We start from the raw sequence: 23605 nt of genomic DNA, 5'->3' as shown, positions 1-23605 counted from the left end.
GATCGACGAACCGGCCAGGCTGGCGGCGCGCGACAGCGGCATCGTCGGGTTGGTCCGTGCCGTGCCGATTCGCTGGCGCATCCTGTCGATCGCCGCGCTGAATTCCGCGGTGGTGCTGGTGCTGGCGAGCCTGATCTGGAGCGGCGCCCAGGTGTTGAGTTCGGCCTGGGATGACGTGCGGCAGGTGCGGGAGTCGGACAAGATCCTGGCGTTGCTGGAGAGCGAGACCGGCCGGCTGCAAAACCTGATCCATCGCTATATCAACCAGCCGAGCCCGGACCTGTTCGCGGAAATCCTGCTGCTGCGCGAAGCGGTGCTCGGGACCTTGACGACGCGTGCCTCGACCGACCCGATGCTGTCGGGTTCGGTCGCAGAACTCGAGCGCGTCACCGAACGCTTCCTCAACGGCTTCGGCGACCTGCGCGCGTTGCAGACCAAGATCAAGAACACCTATGAGGACCAGGTGCTGGGGCCGGCCCGCGACATGGCGGGGCTGTATTCGATCATCGAGGGCGCCACCGGACGACGCGACGCGCTGATCTGGCCGCCGCTTGGCCGCTCGCGCGAGGCGTTCACCGCGCTGCTGGTCGCGGCCAACTCGTACTATCTTTCGCTGTCGACCGCTTCCGCCGAGGACGCCAGCCGCAACACCGACACCATCGAACGCACCATCCCGGTGATGGTCGATCTCGCCGACAACGACCTGCAGCGCATGGCGCTGCAGCGGCTGAAGGCGCGCACCATGGCGTTGCGCGACGGTCTCGGGAAACTGTCCGAGCAACTCGTCAGCCGCAGCGACCTGTTGCGCAACTCGATCGACGACAGCCAGGCGGCGACGATCGGCGCGATCGACGGACTGTCGGTGAAGATGCGGCAGCGCGAGCAGAAGGCGCAGGAGACCTTCGACCGGACCCTGGCCGACATTTCGCGCAAGGTGCTATCGATCGCGGTGATCTTCCTCGGCATCATCATGACCGTCGGCACCTTGATCGCGCTGAGCATCCGGCTGCCGCTGCAGCAGATTCTGGCGTCGATGCACGCCATCACCGGCGGCGATTACGATCGCCGCGTCGCCGGCACCAATGCCCGCGACGAGGTCGGCGCGATGGCCCGCGCGGTGGAGGTGTTCCGCGAAAACGCCATCGACAAGCGCCAGGCCGAGGACGATCTGCGCGCATCCAAGGAAAAGGCCGAAAGCGCGCTTCTGGAGCTCAACGCCGCGCAGCAGAACCTGATCGACGCCGAACGGCTAGCGGCTCTCGGCGGACTGGTCGCCGGCGTCGCCCATGAGGTCAACAATCCGATCGGGATCAGCCTCACGGTGGCGTCGAGTTTCGCGCGCAAGGCGAGCATATTCGAGAGCGAACTGAAATCCGAGGCACCGCTGCGCCGTTCGCAGCTCGAGGAATTCGTCCGCAGCGCGCGCGACGCCGCGCAGCAGCTGGTGGGAAATCTGCAGCGCGCCGCCGAGCTGATCCAGTCGTTCAAGCAGGTCGCGGTCGACCGCTCGCACGCCGAGCGCCGGCAATTCAGCCTGCACGAGGCCACCGACCAGATCATCGCCAGCCTGCGGCCGGTGTTGAAGCGATCGTCGATCGCCCTGACCGTCGATGTGCCGGAGGGCCTGGTGATCGACGGCTATCCCGGCTCCTACGGGCAGATCCTCACCAACCTGTTTCTCAACGCCGCCAACCACGCCTTCCCGGACGGCCGATCCGGCGCGATCTCGATCACCGCAAGGCCGCGCGGCGCCGACGACATCGAGATCATCTTCGCCGATAACGGCGCCGGCATGACCCCGGACGTGCAGCGCCAGGCGTTCGATCCGTTCTTCACCACGCGCCGCAACGAGGGCGGCACCGGGCTCGGCCTGCACATCGTCTATAATCTGGTAACCCAACAGCTCGGCGGTCGCATGATGCTGGAATCAAGGCTGGGACAAGGCACCACCTTTCGCATTATCATGCCGCGCACCGCCACCGGCGGCAGCCCCGACGCCGACCCCGCAATCGACGGAAACCTGCAATGGCCAACCAGGACGATATCCTCCAGCTGATCGAAGACAGCGGGCCGGAGCCGGACGAATCCAACGCGCGCAGATGGAAAATCGCGGTGATCGACGACGACCAGGCGGTTCATGAGGGCACAAGGTTCGCGCTCAGCGACTACAGCCTGAACGGTCAGGGCCTCGAAATCCTGTCGGCCTACTCGGCGGCCGAGGGGCGGGTGCTGATGCGCCAGCATCCGGACATCGCCGCGGTGCTGCTCGACGTCATCATGGAAACCGACGCCGCCGGACTCGATCTGGTCGAGTACATCCGCAACGAGATCAAGAATGAGACGGTACGGATTATCCTGCGCACCGGCCAGCCGGGCCAGGCGCCGGAGCGGCGCGTGATCGTCGACTACGACATCAACGACTACAAGGCCAAGACCGAGCTGACCGCCGACAAGCTGTTCACCTCGCTGACCGCGGCGCTGCGCAGCTACCAGCAGCTCGAGCGCATGGTGCAGACCAGGCGCGGGCTGGAGATCATCATCGACGCGGCCTCGACCTTGTACGATTTCAAGTCGATGCAGCGGCTCGCCGAGGGCGTGCTGACGCAGATCGCCTCGTTGCTCAATGTCGACTGCGCCGGCATTCTGGTGCTGCGCGACAGCGGCGTGGTCGGCGACGATTTCTCGGTGCTGGCCGGCTCGGGCTGCTACAGCCGCTTCATCGGCCGCGCTGGCACCAACCCGCTCGATGCCGATCTGCGGCAGATGGTCGAGGAGGCGTTCCGCCGCCGCAAACATGAATTCGCCGATCAGCGCACCGTGCTCTATATCCGCACCGGCAGCGGCCGCGAAGTCGTCGTGCTGCTGCAGGCCGAACGCGAACTGTCGGACACCGACCGCTCGCTGGTTGAGATCTTCGGCAGCCGGCTGTCGATCGCATTCGACAACGTCATTCTCTATCAGCAACTGCACGAGGCCAACACCCAGCTCGAAGAGCGGGTGGCGCAGCGCACCCGAGCGCTGACCCAAGCCAACCGCCGGCTGTCGACGCAATGGCTGCGGCTGCAGCGCGCCAACGGCTTCAAGAACGAGATTCTCGGCACCGTCGCCCACGATCTGAAGAACCCGCTCGGGGTGATTCTGGGCCGCACCGAAATGCTGACCGAACTGATCGGCGCCGATGCCTCGAAGGAAAGCGTCACCGCGCAGGTCGAACATATCCGCGACGCGACAAGGCGGCTGACCTCGATGGTGGACCATCTGATTTCCGACGCCATGGCGGATGCGTTCGACATCACGATCCGCCGTGAGCCGATCGATCTCGCCGCATTGGTCAGCGAAGTCGCCGAGGCGAACCGGCCGCTGGCGCGCAACAAGCAGCAGGTGATCGAGGTCACGACCCCGGCGGCGCAGATCGCGATGTGCGATTCCGACCGGATGCGGGAGGCGATCGACAATCTGGTCAGCAACGCCGTCAAATACAGCCCGATCGGCGGCACCATCCTGCTGCAGGTCGAAAGCGACGACAACGGCACCGTAATTCGCGTCACCGACCAGGGCGCCGGCCTGTCGCCCGAGGATCTCGGCCGGCTGTTCGGCCGGTTTCAACGGCTGTCGGCGAAACCAACCGCGGGCGAAAGCTCCACCGGGCTCGGCCTGTCGATCGTCAAGAAGATCGTCGACATGCATGGCGGCAATGTCAGCGCCGACAGCCCCGGACCCGGCGACGGCGCCACCTTCACCATCATCCTGCCGACGGCGTCCGCGTCATGAGCCAGAACCCGCACATCATCGTGGTGGACGACGAAGCCCCGGCCCGCGAAATGGTCGGCGACTATCTGCGGATGCACGGCTTCACGGTGACGCTGTGCGACGGCGGCAAGAGCCTGCGCGGCGCGATCGAAGCCTCCGTGCCGGACCTCGTGGTGCTCGACCTCAACATGCCGGAGGAAGACGGGCTGTCGATCATCCGCGACCTCAAGGCGCGCACCAACGTCCCGGTGATCATGCTGACGGCGACCGCGAGCCCGATCGACCGCGTCGTCGGGCTCGAACTCGGCGCCGACGATTACATCGCCAAGCCTTGCGAGTTGCGCGAATTGATGGCGCGGATCCGGTCGGTGCTGCGGCGGAGCGCGCCGGCAAAGCCGGCCGCGGCAGCCGGCCCGGCCGCCGCCGCCGCGACCGCGGCGAAGGATCGGCTGGTGCGGTTCGGCACCAAATGGCTCGATCTCGAAGCCCAGGCACTACGCGACGACGACGGCAACGAACACCCGCTGACCGCCTCCGAATTCGGATTGCTCAGGGTATTCGCCGCCAATCCGAAGCGGGTGCTGTCGCGCGAGCGACTGCTGGAGCTGGCCAATGCCCGCGACAGCGAGGCGTTCGACCGCGCGGTCGACCTGCGGATCATGCGGATCCGGCGCAAGATCGAGCCCGATCCGACCAAGCCGGCGGTGATCCGCACCATCCGCGGCGGGGGCTACCTGTTCTCTCCCACCGCGGACCCAGTGTGATTTCCATCACACAAAATTAACCGCTGAAATTGCTGGGCTTTTCGGTCCAATATGTCGTCGCGGCGGGGCCGACGACACATTCCGACGCCGACGAAACCATTTTCCGCTTTTGGCGCAGACGTCCTGAAACGCGCGCTGCCTAGTAATCCTCCCAACGAAGCCGCCGCAGCGGTGCATCACGGGAGCTGGTCATGCAGAACGTCATCGCCCTCAACGACGCGGGCCGCCAGGGCATCCTCGCCGCGCGGGCGACCACGGATGAAATGCTGTTGGTCAGCATTGCCTCCGGCGACAGGACTGCGATGCACACCCTGTATGCCCGTCACAATGTGCGAGTTTACCGTTTCATCCTGCGGATGGTGCGTGACACCGCGACTTCAGAGGACCTGGTCAGCCAGGTGTTCCTCGATGTCTGGCGCACCGCCGGCCAGTTCGAGGGCCGCTCCCAGGTTTCGACCTGGCTATTGTCGATCGCGCGCTTCAAGGCGCTGAGTGCATTGCGCCAGCGCCCGCACGAGGACATCGACCAGAACGACGTGCTCGAAATCGTCGACGGCGCCGACACGCCCGAACAGGCATTGGACCGCAGCCGAACCAGCGCCATCCTGCGCGCCTGCGTCGCCAAGCTGTCGCCGGCCCATCGCGAGATCATCAACCTTGTCTACTACCACGAGAAGTCGGTGGAGGAGGCGGGCCGGATCATCGGCATTCCGCAGAGCACGGTGAAGACCCGGATGTTCTATGCGCGTAAGCAGCTTGCCGAATTGCTGAAGAGCCACGGCGTCGAGAACCTGGCGGCGTGAGCCCGACCGTCGCGGCGAATCTTGCCGCAAACCTTGCCGGCGACGACACAAATGAAACGATCGGCAACACAATGCGGAAAGACTTCGCTGCTAGACAATCCAGCAGAGGTCCGCGTGATTTTGTTCGACGGCGAAACCGCGCTGCGCTGATTTAACGCTTCGTTACCAAGCCAAACCTCCAGCGACCCGGACGGGATGCCCCCCTTCCGGGTCGTCTTGCGTCCGGGCCCGATGCGGCAACGCTCTCACGCAGACGTGACGGTGTCCGCGTAACGCAACGACCGTCGCAGCCGAACAACCTCATGGCACGCGACATTCGTCCCGGTCGTCACCGGGATCGCGCGCCGGGGGTTGTTCGATGTTCAATCTCGTTCTTGCCTTGCTCGCCGGCGTCGCCACCATCGCTGCGCCGTGCACGCTGCCGATGCTGCCGATCCTGCTCGGCGCCTCGCTCGGCCACTCCGGTACGGCGCGGCCGGCGCTGATCGCGCTCGGCTTCGTGCTGTCGTTCTCGACCGTGGCGCTGGCGCTGAGCTGGCTCACCCGGATCGTCGATTTCGATCCCAATTGGCTGCGCAGTGCCGCCGCGGTGCTGTTGCTCGGCTTCGGGCTGCTGATGATCTGGCCGTCGCCGTTCGAACATTGGTGGAGCCGGATCGGCGGATTTTCCGGCCTCGGCGGCGGGCTCGCCGCGCGCCAGGACAATATCGGCGGCCTCGTGCTCGGCACCACGCTGGGACTGGTGTGGACGCCCTGCGCCGGCCCGGTGCTCGGATCGATCCTGACCGTGGTCGCCACCTCGAAAGACACCGCCTGGGCCGGCACGCTGCTCGTCACCTATGCGATCGGCGCGGCGCTGCCGATGCTGGCGATCGCATATGGCGGCCAGACCGTGGTCGCCCGGGTCCGCGGCGTGGCGCGGATTTCGCCAAGGCTGCAGCAGGGCTTCGGCGTCGTCGTGATCGGCTTCGCGCTCGCCTCCTATTTTCAGTACGACGCCGAGATCGTGGCGTGGCTGACAGGATTTTACCCGACCGGCCAGATCGGCCTGTGACAACCTCACCCCGGAGACTGCCATGAACACTGCCATCTCGATACGATCGCTCGCGACGCTTGCTTCGGTAATATCTCTCGCTGTGTTCGGCGCGATGACGCCTGGCATCGCTGCCGAGCTCGCGGCAAAACAACCAGCGCCGTTTCAAGTCGCCGCGGCGCAGGGTACCGCGCCGAATTTCGTCGGCATTGACACCTGGTTCAACTCGGCGCCGCTTTCGATCGCGAGCCTGCGCGGCAAGGTGGTGCTGGTGAATTTCTGGACCTATGGCTGCGTCAATTGCGTTCGCTCGCTGCCGCACGTCGTTGAGCTCTACGCCAAATACAAAGACAAGGGGCTGGTCGTGGTCGGCATCCACACCCCGGAATTCCCGTTCGAGAAATCGGCGTCGAACGTCAAGGCCGCGCTGAAGCGTCACGGTATTACCTATCCGGTGGCGCAGGATAACGATTCGAAGACCTGGAACGCCTATCAGAATCAGTACTGGCCGGCGCAATACCTCGTCGACCAGAACGGAACCGTGATCTACCAGCACGACGGCGAAGGCCAGTATGACGAGATGGATCGTCTGGTCGGCCGCCTGCTCAACGCCAGCAGCTAGGCAGCATCCCATCCGCGCCGATACAATCGTCGTGGATGGTGTGTTACACCGCGTCGTCGTCGCGATGTCGGGTGGCCTGAATGTTCGAAGGTTTGGACGCCGTTGTACTGGCGCGGGCGCAGTTCGCGTTCACGATGTCGTTTCACATCGTGTTCCCGGCGTTCTCGATCGGGCTCGCCTCCTATCTCGCGGTGTTGGAAGCGCTCTGGCTCGCCACCGGGCGCGAGGTGTTCATCAACCTGTTCAATTACTGGCTGAAGATCTTCGCGATCGCCTTCGGCATGGGCGTGGTCTCCGGGATCGTGATGTCGTACCAGTTCGGCACCAACTGGGCGGCGTTCTCCGACAAGACCGGACCGGTGCTCGGCCCGCTGATGGCCTATGAGGTGCTGACGGCATTCTTCCTCGAGGCGGGGTTTCTCGGTGTGATGCTGTTCGGGCTGGAGCGGGTCGGCCACAAACTGCATTTCCTTGCGACGCTGATGGTCGCGATCGGCACGCTGATTTCGGCGTTCTGGATACTGTCGGCCAATTCCTGGATGCAGACCCCGGCGGGCTACGCCGTCAATGGCGAAGGCCAGTTCGTCGCGGTCGATTGGTTCGCGCTGATCTTCAACCCGTCATTCCCGTACCGGCTGCTGCATATGGTGCTGGCGGCGTATCTCACCACCGCGCTGGTTGTCGGCGCGGTCGGCGCGTTTCATCTGCTGCGCGATTCGCACCGTCCCGGCCCCCGGGTGATGTTTTCGATGGCGATGTGGATGGCGACGCTGGTGGCGCCGATCCAGATCTTCGCCGGCGACCAGCACGGGCTGAATACGCTGGAATATCAGCCGGCGAAAGTGATGGCGATGGAAGGCCACTACCAGAGCCATCCCGACGGTGCGCCGCTGATCCTGTTCGGGCTGCCGGACCAGGATGCCGCCAGCGTGCGCTACGCGCTGCAAATCCCGAAACTGTCGTCGCTGATCCTGAAACATTCGCTGGATGCGCCGCTGGCCGGGCTCGACAGCATCGCGCGACAGGACTGGCCGCCGGTGCCGATCACCTTCTGGTCGTTCCGGGTGATGGTCGGAATCGGGTTCCTGATGCTGGGGCTCGGGCTGTTCAGCCTGTGGAGCCGCTTCCGCGGCACGCTGTTTCGCTCCCGCCCGCTGCACCTGTTCGCGCTGATGATGGGACCGGCCGGCTTCATCGCGGTGCTGGCGGGCTGGATCACCACCGAGACCGGGCGGCAGCCGTTCACGGTGTTCGGCCTGCTGCGCACCGTGGAATCCGCCTCACCGCTGGCGGCGCCCGCAGTCGCTTCCTCGCTGATCGCCTTCGTCATCGTGTATTTCGCGGTGTTCACCGCCGGCGTGGTCTATATCCTGCGGCTGATGGCGCAACCGCCGCATCATGGCGAACAGGGGCCGCGCGGCGACACCCCTTCCCGCACCGCAGGCATCACGCCGGCGCCCGCGGCGATCGCCTCGCGCAGGTTCGGGTAGTCCGATGTCCGCCGCGCTCGACATTCCCACGCTCTGGGCCTTCATCATCGCCTTCGCTGTGTTCGTCTATGTGGTGATGGACGGCTTCGACCTCGGCCTCGGCATGCTGTTTCCGCTGTTTCCGAACAAGGCCGACCGCGACGTCATCATGAACAGCGTCGCCCCGGTGTGGGACGGCAACGAGACCTGGCTGGTGCTGGGCGGCGGCGGGCTGATGGCGGCGTTTCCGCTGGCCTATGCGGTGCTGATGCCGGCGCTTTACACGCCGATGATCGCGATGCTGCTCGGCCTGGTATTCCGCGGCGTCGCCTTCGAATTCCGCTGGCGTACCCAGCGCGAACGCAACCGCTGGGACGTCGCCTTCGCCGGCGGCTCGCTGCTAGCGACGTTGGCGCAGGGCGTGGCGCTCGGCGCCATCCTGCAGGGCGTACATGTCGAGGGTCGCCACTACGCCGGCGGCTGGTGGGACTGGCTGACGCCGTTCAGCATTCTCACCGGCCTGGCGCTGGTCACCGGCTATTGCCTGCTCGGCGCCACCTGGCTGGTGATGAAGACCACTGGAAGCTTGCGCGAGGCGGCCTATCGGCAAAGCTGGTGGCTGGTGATCGCGATGCTGATCGCGCTCGGCGCGGTCAGCGTCGCCACCCCGCTGCTCGATATCGAATACGCCAACCGCTGGTTCGCCTGGCCGAACATCCTCGCCACCGCGCCGGTGCCGGTCGCGGTCGCCGGCGTCACATTCCTGCTGCTGCGCAGTCTCGCCAGGCGGCAGGATTATCGGCCGTTCTTCCTGTCGCTGGCGCTGTTCGCGCTGGCCTATGCGGGGCTCGGCATTTCGATGTGGCCCTATATCGTGCCGCGCAGCATCACGATCTGGCAGGCGGCGGCGCCGGCCAACAGCCAGGCATTCATGCTGGTCGGAGTCGCCGTGCTGGTGCCGATCATCCTCGCCTATACCGCCTGGGCCTATTGGGTGTTTCGCGGCAAGGTGGACGCCGAAAGCGGCTATCATTGACGCCGCCGCCGGAGCCTCCGCGCCCGCTGGCGCAGCGGTTGCTGTGGTTCGTGGCGCTATGGGCCGGCGGCGTCGGCACGGTAGCAATCATTTCCTACGGCCTGCGGCTGTGGATCGCGCCGACCTGACGTGATAGACAGTCGGTGCAGCATTTTCGGGAGATTTGGATGATTCGATTTCGTCGCCTGATCTGGCTTCAATTGATTGCCGCCGCCGGCCTGATGCTTTCGATGCCGCAAGGTTTCGCGCAACAGCCCGACCCCGGCGACGAGCCCGGCCTGATCGCCGACGATGGCTATGAGTTGCCGCCGGAATACAAGCGTCAGATGGTGTATTATCGCAGCACCGAGGCGCCAGGCACTATCATCATTCAAACCTCGGAACGGTTTCTTTATATCGTGCAGGGCAATGGCCGGGCGCTGCGCTATGCGATCGGTGTCGGCCGCGAAGGTTTTCAGTGGCAGGGCCTCTTGAAGATCTCGCGCAAGGCGGAATGGCCGGACTGGACGCCGCCGCCGGAGATGATCCAGCGCCAGCCCTATCTGCCGCGCTTCATGGCCGGCGGCCCCGGCAATCCGCTCGGCGCCCGCGCGCTCTATCTCGGCGCCACCGTGTACCGGATTCACGGCACCAACCGTCCCGACACTATCGGCACCGCCGTCTCCTCCGGCTGCTTCCGGCTGGTCAACGCCGACGTCACCGACCTGTATGACCGCGTTCCGGTCGGCACCAAGGTCGTGGTGAGGCAAAGGCCGGAGCTGTAGGCGGCGCCGGACCTTCATTCCATCCGAACGAACTTCTCCCCGATTCTTGCTGAGAAAGAATGATCGATGCGTACATTCCGAGGCGGGCTGCTGATCGGCCTGGCGATCGCAGTCGCGATCGCCGCTGCCGCGATCACTTATGAGCGCTACGACACCAAGACGCTGAAACGCACGATCCGGCGCGACGCCGTGCTATGCGGCGTCAACACCGGGCTGCCCGGCTTCTCGACCCCGGACGACAAGGGCAATTGGAGCGGCTTCGACGTCGATTTCTGCCGCGCGGTGGCGGCGGCGATCTTCGACGATCCGAACAAGGTGAAGTTCGTCCCGCTCGACGCCAGCGAACGCTTCAAGGAATTGCAGAGCCGCAAGGTCGACATCCTGTCGCGCAACTCGACCTGGAGCATGTCGCGCGAGACCGGTTTCGACCTGTATTTCCCCGCGGTGGCCTATTACGACGGCGAAGGCTTCATGCTGCCGGCGGCGCGCAACATCGATTCTGCGCTGGCGCTCGACGGCAGCAAGGTCTGCGTCCAGGACGCGACCACCACACAGCTCAACCTCGCCGACTACTTCCGCGCCAACAACATCAAATACACCGAGGTCAAGTTCGATAAACTGGACGACGTGCTGAAGGCGTATCAATCCGGCCAGTGCGACACCTTCACCGCCGACGTCTCGCAGCTCTACGCGCTGCGGCTGCGGATGGCCAAGCCGGCCGACCATGTGATCCTGCCCGACGTGATCTCCAAGGAGCCGCTGGCGCCGGTGGTGCGGCAGCGCGACGACGACTGGATGATGATCGTGAAGTGGACGCTTTACGCGATGATCAACGCCGAGGAGCTCGGTATCACCTCGAAGAACATCGACGAGGCGATGAAATCGAAGAAGCCCGACGTGATGCGGCTGGTCGGCACCGAGGGCGCCTATGGCGAGGAACTCGGTCTCACCAAGGACTGGGCGGCCCGGATCATCCGCCGCGTCGGCAATTACGGCGAAGTCTATGATCGCAATGTCGGCACCGGCTCCAAGCTCGGCATCCCGCGCGGGTTGAACCAGCTGTGGAGCGCCGGCGGCATCCAATACGCGCCGCCGATCAGGTAGCGGCCCACACAATGAACCGTCATCGCCCGGCTTGACCTGGCGACCCAGTTTTGCAGAGCGCTTACGATCAATCGCCAGCGCTCCGGAATACTGGACCACCCGCTTTCGCGGGTGGTGACGAATCTTTATGTCGCGCCGCCGATATCTTCTCGCCTCAGTAATTCTTCAACTGCGCCAGCTGGTCGGCGTGGAAGTTGCTGTCGCCGAACAGTTCCTGGCAGACCCGGGCGCGCTTCATGAAGAAGCCGATGTCGAATTGGTCGGTCATGCCCATGCCGCCATGCATCTGCACGCCTTCCTGCACCGCCAGCGTCGCCGTGGTGCCGGCGCGGGCCTTGGCCACCGCGACCGCCGTGGCGGCATTGTCGAAATCGGCATCCAGCGTCTGCAACGCCTTCAGCACCGCGGCGCGGGTGATCTCAATCTCGGTGTAGAGATGCGCGGCGCGGTGCTGCAGCGCCTGGAATTCGCCTATCAACTTGCCGAACTGCTTGCGTTCCTTGAGATAGGTCACGGTGCGGGAGAACACTTCCTCGCTGACGCCGACCATTTCGGACGCGACCGCGCCGCGCCCGACATTGAGAATGCCCTCAAGCAGCGCGACGCCCTGATCGAGCTCGCCGAGCACGCCGTCGGCATTGACCTCGACATTGTCGAACACGATCCGCGCGGCGTTGTGCGAATCCACCATCGTGGTGCGCTCCAGCGCGATGCCCTTGGTCTTCGGATCGACCAGGAACAGCGTCAGCCCGGCGCGCTCGCCAGGCGAACCGGCGCTACGCGCCGCGATGATCAACAGATCGGCTACGTGGCCGTCGACCACGAAAGCCTTGGCGCCGTTCAGCCTAAAACCGTTGCCGGAGCGCACCGCCTGCATCTTGGTTTGCAGCGGCCGATGCTTGGCCCCCTCGTCGATCGCCAGCGCCGCCAGCAGCGAGCCGTCGGCGATCTTCGGCAGATGTTCGGATTTTTGCGCGGCGCTGCCGCCGCGCGACAGCGCCGAGGCCGCCAGCACCGCGGTGGCGAGAAACGGCGACGGCATCAAATTGCGGCCGATCTCCTCCATCACCACGCCGGCCTCGACGCAGCCGAGCCCGGAGCCGCCGAATTCGTCCGGCACCAAGAGGCCGGAGAAGCCCATCTCGGCAAAGCTCTTCCACAGCGCGCGCGAGAATCCGGTGGCGTCATTGTCGTCGCGCAGCTTGCGCAGATGCGCCACCGGCGCATTGTCGCCGATAAAGCCGCGGGCGCTATCGCGCAGCATGGTTTGTTCTTCATTGAGGACGAGGGCCATGATCTTCATTCCGTCAGGCTAGAGCTGTGTTGTTCGGCGTTAGTCCGGGCTGCTGCACCTCATGGTGAGGAGCGCGCTCTTCGCGCGCGTCTCACCATGAGGGATGAACATTCTTCATCCTTCGAGACGCGGCCCTGCGGGCCGCTCCTCAGGATGAGGGGTTTAGGCCCCCGGCAAGTCGAGAATCCGTTTGGCGACGATGCCGAGCATCACCTCGCTGGTGCCGCCTTCGATCGAATTGGCCTTGGTGCGCAGCCAGGCGCGCGGGCGGGCACCCTGTTTCGAGCGTTCACTGTCCCATTCCAGCGCGTCGATGCCGCCGGCCGACATCAGGATCTCGTAGCGACGCTTGTTCAGTTCGGTGCCGTAATATTTCATCGCCGAGGAAAACGCCGGATGGCCCTGGCCGGCCTTGGCCAAATCCACCGCGCGTTCGGCGGCGCAGGCCAGCGCCGCTTCGTCGATTTCGAAGCTCGCAATCTGACCGCGCAAAATCGGATCTTCCAGCCGGCCCTGCTCGTCGCTGCCGATGGAGTCCGCCGCGACTTGGCCGAGCGGCCGTGAGGCGCCGCGTTCGCCCATCCCCGAGATCATCGCGCGCTCGTGCTGCAACAGATATTTCGCGACATCCCAGCCGCGATTGACGGTGCCGACCACATGCGACTTCGGCACACGGACGTTATCGAAGAAAGTCTCGCAGAACGGCGACTTGCCGGAGATCAGCAGGATCGGTTTGGTCGACACCCCGGGCGAGGTCATGTCGAACAGGATGAAGCTGATGCCGTCGTGCTTCTTCGCCGTCGAGTCGGTGCGCACCAGGCAGAAGATCCAGTCGGCGTAGTTGGCATACGAGGTCCAGATCTTCGAGCCGGTGATCAGGAAGTCGTCGCCGTCGCTGACCGCACGGGTCTGCAGCGAGGCGAGGTCGGAGCCGGCGTTCGGTTCGGAATAACCCTGGCACCAACGGATTTCGCCGCGCGCGATCTTCGGCAGATATTCCTGCTTCTGCGCCTCGGTGCCGTATTTCAGCAGCGCCGGCCCGAGCATCCAGATCCCGAAGCTCGACAGCGGCGAGCGCGCGCCGATCGCGGCCATTTCCTCGCGCAGGATCTTGGCCCGCGCGCCGTCTAGCCCGCCGCCGCCATATTGGGTCGGCCAGTCCGGCACGGTCCAGCCCTTGTCGCGCATCCGCTCGAACCAGATCCGCTGCGGCTCGGAGGTGAAGACGGCATTGCGGCCGCCCCAATAGCTGTCCTCGTCGTTCTGCATCGGCCGCCGCATCTCGGGCGGGCAATTGGCTTGCAGCCAGGCGCGGGTCTCGCTGCGGAAGTGGTCGAGATCGGACATCGGTCGTTTCCCCGGTTGCATTTGTTGGCCGGACCTTAGCTGTGGCTTGGCGAAATTCAATAACTCTCTGGGCGTCGCACGATGTGATAGGGATCGGGCCACGGCCTGCGCGCGGGTCGCGAACGCCCAAGAAAATCAGAGGAAACAGCATGCGCCTGAAACTGCTTTCGCCTGGCGAAATGACCGCGGACCAGCGGAGCACCTATGACGAGTCGATCGCCAGCAAGCGCGGCAGCCCACCGCCGCCGATGATGGCCTGGCTCAACTCGCCGGAGATGGCGCGGCACGCCACCAGGCTCGGCGCGATCCTGCGCTACGACACCTCGTTTCCGGCGAAACTGTCCGAGATCGCCATCCTGGTGACGGCGCGGCACTGGACCGCGCATTACGAATGGTACGCGCACAAGCGGCTGGCGCTGGCCGGCGGCATGGAGCCGGCCATCATCGAAGCGATCCGGCAGCGCCGCTCGCCGACATTCGACGACCCCAAGGCGCGGATCATCTACGATCTTGCCAAGTCGTTGCACGAGGGCCACGGCGTCGCCCAGGGCTTGTACGACGAGGCGGTCAGCGTGATCGGCGAGCGCGGCATCGTCGAGATCATTGGGCTGTGCGGCTATTACACCATGGTGTCGATGACGCTGAACACCTTCGAATTCGACTTGCCGGACGGCGAAGTGTCGGAGCTGGCGTAACGCGCAATGCCGTCATGCGCGGGCTTGACCCGCGCATCCATCATCCTAGATCAAGACGATGGATCGCCGGATCAGGCCCGGCGATGACTCAATGCTTGGGGAGTTGCGATGTCCGACCAGCCGCCGCCGAACCCGATCGCCGCCGGCACAAGGATCGGCCATGTCCATCTCAAGGTCGCCGATCTCGACCGCGCGCTGGGCTTCTATTGCGGTGTGCTCGGCTTTCAACTGATGCAGCGACTCGGCGACCAGGCGGCGTTCATTTCCGCCGGCGGCTATCATCACCACATCGGGCTCAACACCTGGGAGAGCAAGGGCGGCCATCCGCCGCCGCCGGGCACGACCGGGCTGTTTCACACCGCGATCCTGTATCCGAGCCGCGCCGCGCTGGCGGATGCGCTGTATCGGCTGCTACAGGCCGGCATCCAGCTCGACGGCGCCAGCGACCACGGCGTCAGCGAGGCGCTATATCTGCACGATCCCGATCACAACGGCGTCGAACTGTATCGTGATCGCCCCGAAGCCGAGTGGCCGCGCAAGCCGGACGGCACGCTTTCGATGTTCACCCACCGGCTCGATCTCGACGATCTGCTGCGGCAGCGTGAGGGGTGAGGGCGACCGTCACCTCGATGGATGCGCCGAACCCCACCAAAGTCATGTCACTCCGGGGCGCGCGTCGCGAGGAATGCGGCCTCATGGTTCGAGACGCAACGCTGCGCGCTGCTCCTCACCATGAGGGTCGAATGTTTCGCTTCCGCCCTCGCGCCAGGATCAGCAGCGCGGCGATCAGTTGCAGCACGATGCAACCCGAGAACGGCAGCGCGTAGCTGCCCGAGGCGTCGCGGACCAGGCCGATGATGCCGGGGCCGAACGCGTAGGTGACCTGGTTGATCGCGGTGATCAGGCTGACCAGCACGCCGAACGATCCGGGCGGAAATTCGCGCTGCACGATCAGCGACGGCAGCGTGATCAGGTTGCCGACCGAGAAGCCGAACAGCGCGCAGGCGAACAATAACAACGCCTCGTTGCGCGCATTGATCACGATCGCCAGCGCCACCGCCTGGCTGGCGAACGAGATCGCGGCCGCCAGCCGCTGGTTCAGCCGGTCAATCACGGTCGAGAGCAGAACCCGGCCGGCCATCGCCATCGCGGTCAACAGCGATACCGCGACCGCGGCGCGCTCGCGCCCGATCAGCGGATCCAGATAGGCGATCAGATGCACGATGACGCCGACCTGGGCGAACAGCACCAGCGCGAATGCGATCGCCACCGTCAGGAACGCGGCGTCGCCAAAGGCGCGGCGGCGGATCGAAGCCGACGACGGTGCGGCTGCGACTGTACCGCTCGGCGTCGGGGCGGCGCCGGCGCGAACCGGCGGCAGCCCGACAAGCAGCGCGACCACCGGCACCAGCAGCACGATCGCGGCGGCCGCCGCCGCCAGCGTGGCGCCGGCGAATCCGAAGGCGCCGATCGCCGCGACCAGCAGCGGTACGCCGACGATGCCGCCGAAGCTGGCGCCGTTCAGCGCCAGGCTGATCGCCATGCCGCGGCGGTGATCGAACCACAGCCCGAGCGTGTTGGTGATGGCGCCGAGGCTGGTGCCGGCCCAGCCCAGCGCCAGCAGTGCGTTGACCGCGTAGAGCTGCCACGGCGAGGTGAGCTGGCCCAGCAGCGCGGTGGCGATCGCCATCGCGACGATGCCGGCCAGCAGGCAGACGCGAGGCCCGAACACGCGGATCGCGTCGCTGACGAAGGCGACCAGCAGCGCGCCGCACAGGTAGAAGAACGTGGTGGCGGTCGAGATCAGCGACGACGGCCAGCCGTGCACGCGCTGCAATTCGGCCAGATAGACGCTCTGGCCGTAGAAGCCGAGCGCCCAGCCGAAGGTCGCAACCACGAAGCAGACCGCGACGATCCGCCAGCCCGGGTAGCGGATCGAGGTCTCGTCGATCACCGGCGATCCCTTTCTGCGCGGCGAACGCTAGGCCATCACGAGCCCGACCGCAGCGTCGCCCGCCGTTTCGACAATCCGACGGAAGCGAGCACCGCGAGCCCGAGCAGCACTGGCGGAAACACCACCATGTTGACGGTGGTCCAGCCGTAATTCGCCAGCAATTGACCTGACGAGAACGACCCCACCGCCATCATGCCGAAGATCAAGAAGTCGTTGAAGGCCTGCACCTTGTTGCGCTCCTGCGGCCGGTGGGTCTCCAGCACCAGCGCCGAGGCGCCGACGAAGGAGAGATTCCAGCCGAGCCCGAGCACGATCAGCGTGCCCCAGAAATGCGTCGCGGTGATTCCGGTGATGCCGATGATGGCGCCGCCGGCTTCCAGCACGAGACCGAGCGCGACCACAATCGGCGCGCCGAATCGCGCGATCAGCGAGCCGGTGAAGAAACTCGGCGCGTACATCGCCACGATGTGCCATTGCAGGCCGAAATTGGAATCGCCGACACTCAGCCCGCACATCTGCATCGCCAGCGGCGCCGACGTCATCACCAGATTCATCATCGGATAGGAGACGATGCCGCAGACCGCCGCGGCGATGAAGCGCGGCTGCCGCACGATCTCGAGCAGCGGCCGCCCCGCGGAGAGATCGGCCGGCGCCGGCTTCGGTAGGTCGACGCCGGACAAGACCGCCATCGCCACCAGCGCCACCGCGGCCTGCACCAGGAAGCTGAAGGCGAACAGAAAAGGCGGCCAGATATCCATGGTCCATTGCACCAGCTGCGGACCGAGCACGCCGGCGAACACCCCGCCGGCCATCACCCACGACACCGCCTTCGGGCGGTACGCCGCGCTGGCGCCGTCGGCGGCGGCGAAGCGATAGGATTGCGACACCGCACCGTACAGCCCGCCGAGGAAGGTGGCGCAGCAAAACAGCACGAACGAGCCTTGCAGGATGGCATAGGCGCCGAGCAGGCCGGTAAGCATGCCGCAGCCGGTGCCGATGGTGAACGCGACGCGGCGGCCGTAGCGCCGCGAGATCGCGCCGGTCGGCAACGTCCCGGCGGCGAGCCCGAGCACATACATCGACAGCGGCACGGTCGCGAGCGCCAGATTCGGCGCCAGCGTCGCGCCGACGATCGACCCGGTGGCGAAGATCACCGCCGAATTCGCCCCGGTGAGCGCCTGCGCGGCGGCCAGCCGCAGCACATTTGATCGCGCCCGGACGTCGTCGGGAATTTCGTCAATCACCGCCACGTCAACCATCGGCAATTCCGCCCTGATGCCGGCCGGTTCCCGACCCGCTGGATTCGCGGCACTATAGGCAAGCTCACCCGGCAATCAATCGATGGAATCGGGCCGGCGCCATGCGCCGGGGTCAGTCCCGCGGCGATCGCGCAAAACCGAGCAGCAGGTTGTTGGCAGGCATCTCGATGGTCTCGACCAGGGTCAGGCCGACGCGCTCGGCCAGACCCTGCAGGTCCTCAAGATCGCGCACGCCCCATTCGGCATTGGCTTCGCGCAGGCTGGTGTCGAACACCGCGTTGCTGAGCGCGGTGTGGCGGCCGTCGCGCTTGAACGGCCCGTACAGGAACAATCGCCCGTCCGGCCGCAGATAGCGCGCGGCGCCGGCGAACAAGCCTTCGGCGACCCGCCACGGCGCGATGTGAACCACGTTGGCGCAGAACACCGCCAGCAGCGGCCCCGGACCGCTGCCGTCGCTCATCGCCGCGCACCATGCCGGATCCGACAGGTCGATCCGCAGCGGCGCGCGGACATTCGGCAGCTGCGCATGCGCCCGCCACGCCGCGATGCTGGTGAGATGCTGGTCGTTGAGATCGCTCGGCCACCACACCAGATCGGGATTGTCGCGGGCGAATTCGATCACGTGCTGGCCAGTGCCGCTGCCGGCCTCCAGCACATCGCCGGACTTGCCGCGCAGGAACGGCGCCAGCGCCTTGCGGATCGGTTCGTGGTTGCGATGGAACGCCGCCGCGTCGAGCCGGCCGTCGGGCTCGACGCGGCGACCATCCTTGCCGAACTCCACCACATATTCAGCCATCGTCGCGGTTCCTATCGTTCGATGCGTTCGAGTTCGGCGATCAGCAGGTCAAACGCTTCCGCCAGCGAGCCGCCGCCGCACACCGTCAGACGCTCCGGCAACACGATGCGCTTCGACGGCGGATAGAATCGTTGCAGCGCCGGGTGCAGCAGAAAGGCACGGCCGCCATCTTCGGCGAAGTCGCCGGCTTCAGAGACCAGCAGCAGATCGGGCTTGAGACTGACGATCGCCTCCAACGGCACAAAGCCGCCGAGCGTCACGCCGAATTCACTGGCGGCATTGGCGAGGCCGGCTTCGGCGAACAACAGCCCGATCAGGCTGCCGCTGCCGGACACCCAGCCGCGCCGCCACAGCGGCAACACCCGATAGGGTTTGTGCGCCATCGCCGCATGCGCCCGCGCGATCGCGGCATCGAGCCGGGCGATCTCGGCGCTGGCGCGATCAGGGTGCTGCGTGATCTCGCCCATCTGCCGGATCTGATCCCGGACTTCGGCGAGTGAAGTTGGCACGACATCGAATTCGGCGACGTGAACACCGTTCTGTTGCAGCAATTCGCGGGTGGCGCGGCGATCGTAGCGGCCGGCCACCACGACGTCCGGCTGCAGCACCAGCACGTCCTCGGCGCCGCCGGACAGCGCCCTGTAGCGGCTGACCTGCTCGGCGATCGACGATTGCGAGGCGTCGCTCGCATAGCGGCTGAGGCCGAGAATTTGCTCCGGATCGGCGAGCCTGATCAGCAGCTGATCGGTGCAGACATTGATCGAGGCGATCCGCGGCAGGCCGGACGCCCGCAGTGGGGACACCACCATGCCGGCCAGCAGCAGCGCCGCGATCAGCAGCGCGCGCAACGCCGTGCTCCCGGCGATCATCATGCCGTGCTCACTATCGGCCAATTGCCCGTCCCCATCGGAGCACTGTCCTGCTCCCACCGATGCTCTTATAGCCCGCGCTGTTACGCGCAAGCCACATCCTGGGAAATTCTCAACCCACGGCGCGGCGGCAAAGTCAGCCGTCACAACGATGAATTGACACGCCGGACGTCAGGCTCCTAGATCATCGCGACGGTTCCCCTCGGGGATGAAAAGGGAATGCGGTGCGGGAGTGCTCCAGTTGGGGCGGTTCCAATGCCGCGGCTGTTCCCGCAACTGTAAGCGGTGAGTCTTTCGTCTTATGCCACTGGGAAACTCGGTCCTGGGAAGGCGACGAAAGAAACAACGACCCGCGAGCCAGGAGACCTGCCGTCATTCGTGGTCACACGCGAAGATGTCGGTCGGGGATTGCAGACATTAGCTTCATCGGAGCGCGCGAGCGCAGAGGTGAAACTTCGTTCGCTGTGACGTGCCACTGACGTCAAGCCGAGGTTGAACCCATGCCGATCCGTCCCCGTGCCGCACAGCGGCAATCCGCGATGGCGCGCGCCCTGCTCGCCTCCACTGTTCTGATCTCGATCCTGCCACCCTGCGCTGCGCAGGCGCAGCAGGCCGGCACGCTGCCAACCATCAATGTCACCGCCAGCCGGCTGTTCGACGGCATCGTCGGCGCCTCGACCTCGGTGATCACCGCCGAGGACATCGCGCATTCGCCGGCGCAGTCGTTGCCAGACATCCTCGCACAGGTCCCCGGCGTGCAGCTGCAGTCGCTGTTCGGCGGCGTCGACGGCGCCAGAACCTCGGTCGATTTGCGCGGCTTCGGCGCCTTCGCCACCCCCAATACGCTGTTTCTGATCAACGGCCGAAGGCTCAACGATCTTGATCTGCAGGGCGTCGACCTCGCCGCCATTCCGCGCGACTCGATCGAGCGCATCGAAATCACCAAGGGCAACAGCGGCGCCGTCCTGTACGGCGACAACGCCGTCGGCGGCGTCGTCAACATCGTCACCAAGACCGGCGCTGGCGGGCCGCCGGCGACGTTCCGCGGCGAAGCCGGCATCGGCTCGTTCAACCAGCGCACCGCGGCGGTGTCGGCGGCGTTCAATTCCGGCCCGTGGTCGAGCTCTGTCTACGCCAACGGCATCCGCTCCGACGGCTACCGGGTCAACAACGCGCTCGACCAGAACAATGCGGTCGGCGAACTGCGCTACAGCACGCCGGATTTCTCCGCCTTCGTGAACCTGTCCGGCGACCGTCAGGAACTCGGATTGCCGGGCGTCCGGCGGGTGTTTCCGAACGGCCTCAACGAACTGGTCAGCGACCGCCGCGGCGCCGACACGCCGTTCGATTTCGCCAACAAGCAGGGCGCGGGCGTCACCGCCGGCTTCACCAAGTCGCTGTGGGACGGCGCCGAACTGATCGTCGACGGCGGCGTGCGCAACAAGGATCAGCAATCCGCCTTCTTCGGCAACCCGACCGATCCGTTCCCGTCGCGGACCTATGTCGACTCGACGCTACAGACCTGGTCGCTGACGCCGCGGCTCAACATCAAGAACGTGATGTTCGGGCTGCCGTCCCGGGTGATCACCGGTGTCGATTATTACGATTCGACCTATGCCTCGAGCCGCAGCCAGCTCGCCAATGATCCGCCCAATCACGTCTACAACCTGACCCAGCGGACACTGGCGGGTTACTGGCAGCAGACCGTGGCGCTGGCGCCCAGCACCGACTTCTCCTATGGCGGCCGGCTGCAGCAGATGAAACTCGGCGCGCGCGATCGCTATGACCCGCTGGCGCCGTTCGGCTCGCTCGGCGCCGAGGCGACGCCGCTCGACACCGAGCAGACCAACCACGCGCTGCATGTCGGGCTCGAACATCGCTTCAACGACAGCTTCACGGTGTTCACCCGCGCCGCGCAGGCGTTCCGCACCCCGAATGTCGACGAACGCGTCGTCACCGGCCCGGCCTACGCGCCGGCGCCGTTCTTCACAGCGATTCCGCAGACCTTCGCACTGAAGACCCAGACATCGACTGACGTCGAAGGCGGCTTTCGCTTCAAGGCCGGGGCGTTCGAGCTGCAGTCCAGCATCTACAACATGAACCTCACCAACGAGATCCATTTCGACCCGGTGAACTTCTTCAACTACAATCTGGATCCGACCCGCCGCTACGGCAGCGAAACCAGCGCCTCGTTCCGTGCCAGCGACAATGTGCTGCTGCGCGCCGGCGGCGCCTATACGCGCGCGGTGTTCCGCGACGGGCCGTTCGAGGGCAACGACGTCCCGCTGGTGTCGCGCTATACGGCGAACGCCGGCGTGAGCTGGAACGTCTGGGAGAAATACGTGGTGTTCGACGCCACCGCGCGGTTCTGGAGCCGCCGCCGGATGGACAACGACCAGCGCAACGTCCAGCCCGAGATTCCGGCCAACGCCACCGTCGACCTGAAGCTGAGCGGCGAGTATCAGCATTTCTTCTGGTCGCTCAGCGTGAACAATGCCTTCAACGCGCTGTATTACGATTACGCGATCGCCAGCGCCGCCACGCTCGGCCGCTTCAATGCCTATCCGCTGCCGGGCAGAACCTACATGGTGAAGGCCGGAATGACGTTCTGAACGACATTCCGTCGCGATCGCGGGGCGCTGTTTACCCCTTCGACGCCCGAATCGGCGTCCGCCGCGCCTTTCGCCCCGAAAGCGGGCAAAAAGCTGCGGCGGGCGCCGATTTGTGCTATGGGAGACATAACGACCTCGTCGTCATCCGCCCATCATCATTCGAGGATCCATGGACACCGAACCGAAATCGGCTGCCGAACTGAAAGAGATTCGGCTGAATCGCAAGGCTGCCCAGGAAGCCGAGGGCATCAAGGCGATGGCCGACATCGCCGCGGCGGATGTCGCGATTCGCAAGCGCACGGAGAATCTGCGCGCGATCCGGCTGGCGAAAGAGGCCGCCGAGCTCGATCAGCCGGTTGCACCCCCTCCCAAGACCAAGAAGAAGAAAACGACGACATGACAAAAGAAGACCGCGACCGCGCCGAGGCGCGTTTCAGCAAGGCGGCCCGGGCCTCACAGGAAGCCAAGGCCGGCAAGAACGACCGCGACGCATCGACCAAGGCCGTGCTCGACAACATGGCCAAGCTGAAGGCGCTGCGGCTCGCCCGCGAAGCTGCGGAACCGCCGCGCACCGCCCCGGTCAAGAAGGCGCGGGCCAAGCCCGGCACGAAACCCGAGAAGAAAGCGACCCCGGTGCTGTCGGATTGGCTGGCCGGTCAACAAAGCGGCGGCCGCAGGACCTGACGCCAGCCGTCGGCGTGGCAAGGCGTGCTGCAAAACCGCAGCATCGCGTTGTGGGCATGATGACACGAAAGGTCAGCTGAACGGATCGCGCCTGCAGATAGGCGCCAGGGCAGGCCGGTGCGAGGTCAGACCGGCGCCGGCCACTCGATCATCGAGCGGGTCTTGGTCACCGCGTCGTACACCTGCACCTGCAGCATCGGATACTTGTTCTTCAGTGCCATGCCGGCCTCTTCGGCGGCCTCGACCGTGTCGTGGTGCGACTTGAAATGACCATCGACGACCAGCGAGTAGCCCTCGGTCGGCGCCTTGTCGGCACGAACGATTTTCTTCGGCTGCGGTTCGTCGAGTTCAAGCTTCGGCTTTTTCATTGTCTCTCCGTGGCGCCACGAGAACCAACTCGTGAGCGTGGTTTCCCTTTACACCGATCAAATCGAAAATGCAGGGAAGATTGCGGGGCAAGGGGTTAATATGCACGCCAATGAAGGTTAGATTGAGGTTAGATTGAGGTCAAATCGACGTCGGATTCACGCGGCGCGCAGGCGTCTTGCGCATTGATCCGGCCAGAATAGGACGAAGCCTCATGACTGGAATCAAGAAGAAGAGCAAGACGAAGAAAGCCGCCCGGGTCAAGGACGATGCCAGCAAGACCAAGACAACGCCGCCGAAACCACTCGACGACGACCTCTACGAAACCGGCGACATCGCTGCGCCTGAGCGCGACCGCGACGACGAACAGCGCGATCTGTAAAT

At 65.4% G+C, this 23605-nt stretch carries 24 protein-coding genes and 1 riboswitch; of the genes, 17 read left to right on the top strand and 7 right to left on the bottom strand.

Features of this window, described 5'->3' with window-relative positions:
• The first annotated feature begins 1 nt into the window (after position 1).
• From HXX15_RS20830 to HXX15_RS20780, 11 genes are all read left to right on the top strand, one after another.
• Positions 2-2056: a HAMP domain-containing sensor histidine kinase gene (locus HXX15_RS20830; RefSeq protein WP_296518672.1), complete on the top strand. Its 2055-nt coding sequence runs from the start codon at positions 2-4 to the stop codon at positions 2054-2056.
• Positions 2026-3771 (top strand): DUF3369 domain-containing protein, encoded by a 1746-nt coding sequence (locus tag HXX15_RS20825; RefSeq protein ID WP_296518514.1) that lies wholly within the window; start codon positions 2026-2028, stop codon positions 3769-3771. The genes HXX15_RS20830 and HXX15_RS20825 overlap by 31 nt, the downstream gene beginning before the upstream one ends.
• Entirely contained in the window at positions 3768-4514 is a 747-nt protein-coding gene (locus HXX15_RS20820; protein WP_296518512.1) for a response regulator, read from the top strand. The genes HXX15_RS20825 and HXX15_RS20820 overlap by 4 nt, the downstream gene beginning before the upstream one ends.
• A 191-nt stretch (positions 4515-4705) precedes the next feature.
• The gene (locus tag HXX15_RS20815) at positions 4706-5317 is read left to right on the top strand and encodes a sigma-70 family RNA polymerase sigma factor (RefSeq protein ID WP_296518510.1); all 612 of its coding nucleotides are present in this window, start codon (positions 4706-4708) and stop codon (positions 5315-5317) included.
• A gap of 358 nt (positions 5318-5675) precedes the next feature.
• Positions 5676-6371, top strand: coding sequence for a cytochrome c biogenesis CcdA family protein (locus HXX15_RS20810; RefSeq protein WP_296518508.1), 696 nt, complete (start codon positions 5676-5678; stop codon positions 6369-6371).
• Positions 6372-6405: 34 nt separating this feature from the next.
• The gene (locus HXX15_RS20805) at positions 6406-6972 is read left to right on the top strand and encodes a thioredoxin family protein (protein WP_296518670.1); all 567 of its coding nucleotides are present in this window, start codon (positions 6406-6408) and stop codon (positions 6970-6972) included.
• An 80-nt stretch (positions 6973-7052) separates the two neighbouring features.
• The gene (locus HXX15_RS20800; protein WP_296518506.1) at positions 7053-8462 is read left to right on the top strand and encodes a cytochrome ubiquinol oxidase subunit I; all 1410 of its coding nucleotides are present in this window, start codon (positions 7053-7055) and stop codon (positions 8460-8462) included.
• A gap of 4 nt (positions 8463-8466) precedes the next feature.
• Positions 8467-9477, top strand: coding sequence for a cytochrome d ubiquinol oxidase subunit II (cydB, locus tag HXX15_RS20795; protein WP_296518504.1), 1011 nt, complete (start codon positions 8467-8469; stop codon positions 9475-9477).
• Complete coding sequence (locus HXX15_RS20790; protein WP_296518502.1) at positions 9474-9605, top strand: DUF2474 domain-containing protein; 132 nt, start codon at positions 9474-9476, stop codon at positions 9603-9605. The genes cydB and HXX15_RS20790 overlap by 4 nt, the downstream gene beginning before the upstream one ends.
• Before the next feature lie 39 nt (positions 9606-9644).
• On the top strand, positions 9645-10241 hold the full coding sequence (locus HXX15_RS20785) for a L,D-transpeptidase (RefSeq protein WP_296518500.1): 597 nt from the start codon (positions 9645-9647) through the stop codon (positions 10239-10241).
• 66 nt (positions 10242-10307) lie between these two features.
• A complete protein-coding gene (locus HXX15_RS20780) occupies positions 10308-11345 on the top strand; it encodes an amino acid ABC transporter substrate-binding protein (RefSeq protein ID WP_296518498.1) in 1038 nt (345 codons plus the stop codon).
• A gap of 154 nt (positions 11346-11499) precedes the next feature.
• On the opposite strand, the gene HXX15_RS20775 is transcribed toward HXX15_RS20780, so the two are convergent.
• Complete coding sequence (locus tag HXX15_RS20775; RefSeq protein ID WP_296518496.1) at positions 11500-12639, bottom strand: acyl-CoA dehydrogenase family protein; 1140 nt, start codon at positions 12637-12639, stop codon at positions 11500-11502.
• Between the two features lie 162 nt (positions 12640-12801).
• Positions 12802-13986, bottom strand: coding sequence for an acyl-CoA dehydrogenase family protein (locus HXX15_RS20770; RefSeq protein WP_296518494.1), 1185 nt, complete (start codon positions 13984-13986; stop codon positions 12802-12804).
• Between the two features lie 149 nt (positions 13987-14135).
• On the opposite strand from HXX15_RS20770, the gene HXX15_RS20765 reads away from it, so the two are divergent.
• Both HXX15_RS20765 and HXX15_RS20760 read left to right on the top strand, forming a co-directional pair.
• A complete protein-coding gene (locus HXX15_RS20765; protein ID WP_296518492.1) occupies positions 14136-14681 on the top strand; it encodes a carboxymuconolactone decarboxylase family protein in 546 nt (181 codons plus the stop codon).
• 108 nt (positions 14682-14789) lie between these two features.
• Complete coding sequence (locus HXX15_RS20760) at positions 14790-15293, top strand: VOC family protein (RefSeq protein ID WP_296518491.1); 504 nt, start codon at positions 14790-14792, stop codon at positions 15291-15293.
• A 115-nt stretch (positions 15294-15408) separates the two neighbouring features.
• On the opposite strand, the gene HXX15_RS20755 is transcribed toward HXX15_RS20760, so the two are convergent.
• The 4 genes from HXX15_RS20755 to HXX15_RS20740 all read right to left on the bottom strand — a co-directional run bounded on the left by HXX15_RS20755 (position 15409) and on the right by HXX15_RS20740 (position 19499).
• Positions 15409-16635: an MFS transporter gene (locus HXX15_RS20755; protein WP_296518489.1), complete on the bottom strand. Its 1227-nt coding sequence runs from the start codon at positions 16633-16635 to the stop codon at positions 15409-15411.
• Between the two features lie 35 nt (positions 16636-16670).
• Positions 16671-17894, bottom strand: a complete 1224-nt coding sequence (locus HXX15_RS20750; RefSeq protein ID WP_296518486.1) for an MFS transporter — start codon at positions 17892-17894, stop codon at positions 16671-16673.
• A 112-nt stretch (positions 17895-18006) separates the two neighbouring features.
• Positions 18007-18690 (bottom strand): DUF938 domain-containing protein, encoded by a 684-nt coding sequence (locus tag HXX15_RS20745; protein WP_296518484.1) that lies wholly within the window; start codon positions 18688-18690, stop codon positions 18007-18009.
• Between the two features lie 11 nt (positions 18691-18701).
• Positions 18702-19499 carry an ABC transporter substrate-binding protein gene (locus tag HXX15_RS20740; RefSeq protein WP_296518668.1) on the bottom strand — a complete coding sequence of 266 codons (798 nt, stop codon included), beginning with the start codon at positions 19497-19499 and terminating at the stop codon, positions 18702-18704.
• Positions 19500-19735: 236 nt separating this feature from the next.
• A riboswitch (cobalamin riboswitch) is annotated at positions 19736-19948 on the top strand.
• Between the two features lie 111 nt (positions 19949-20059).
• Between HXX15_RS20740 and HXX15_RS20735 the strand changes: the two genes are divergently transcribed.
• The 3 genes from HXX15_RS20735 (at position 20060) to HXX15_RS20725 (ending at position 22855) form a co-directional block, all read left to right on the top strand.
• Positions 20060-22171: a TonB-dependent receptor gene (locus HXX15_RS20735; RefSeq protein ID WP_296518483.1), complete on the top strand. Its 2112-nt coding sequence runs from the start codon at positions 20060-20062 to the stop codon at positions 22169-22171.
• A 169-nt stretch (positions 22172-22340) separates the two neighbouring features.
• The gene (locus HXX15_RS20730) at positions 22341-22571 is read left to right on the top strand and encodes a transcriptional regulator (protein ID WP_296518481.1); all 231 of its coding nucleotides are present in this window, start codon (positions 22341-22343) and stop codon (positions 22569-22571) included.
• Positions 22568-22855 (top strand): hypothetical protein, encoded by a 288-nt coding sequence (locus HXX15_RS20725; protein WP_296518479.1) that lies wholly within the window; start codon positions 22568-22570, stop codon positions 22853-22855. The genes HXX15_RS20730 and HXX15_RS20725 overlap by 4 nt, the downstream gene beginning before the upstream one ends.
• A gap of 125 nt (positions 22856-22980) precedes the next feature.
• Here HXX15_RS20725 and HXX15_RS20720 read toward each other — a convergent pair whose 3' ends face one another.
• On the bottom strand, positions 22981-23223 hold the full coding sequence (locus HXX15_RS20720; protein ID WP_296518477.1) for a hypothetical protein: 243 nt from the start codon (positions 23221-23223) through the stop codon (positions 22981-22983).
• A gap of 212 nt (positions 23224-23435) precedes the next feature.
• Between HXX15_RS20720 and HXX15_RS20715 the strand changes: the two genes are divergently transcribed.
• Positions 23436-23603 (top strand): hypothetical protein, encoded by a 168-nt coding sequence (locus HXX15_RS20715; RefSeq protein WP_296518476.1) that lies wholly within the window; start codon positions 23436-23438, stop codon positions 23601-23603.
• The last annotated feature ends 2 nt before the right edge of the window (positions 23604-23605 follow it).

Origin of the sequence: Rhodopseudomonas sp. (assembly GCF_013377015.1) — a bacterium.
In the GTDB taxonomy this organism is placed as follows: Bacteria; Pseudomonadota; Alphaproteobacteria; order Rhizobiales; family Xanthobacteraceae; genus JARJEH01.
The sequence above is the reverse complement of the archived record's forward strand: the minus strand, read 5'-3'. Positions and strand labels throughout refer to the sequence as shown.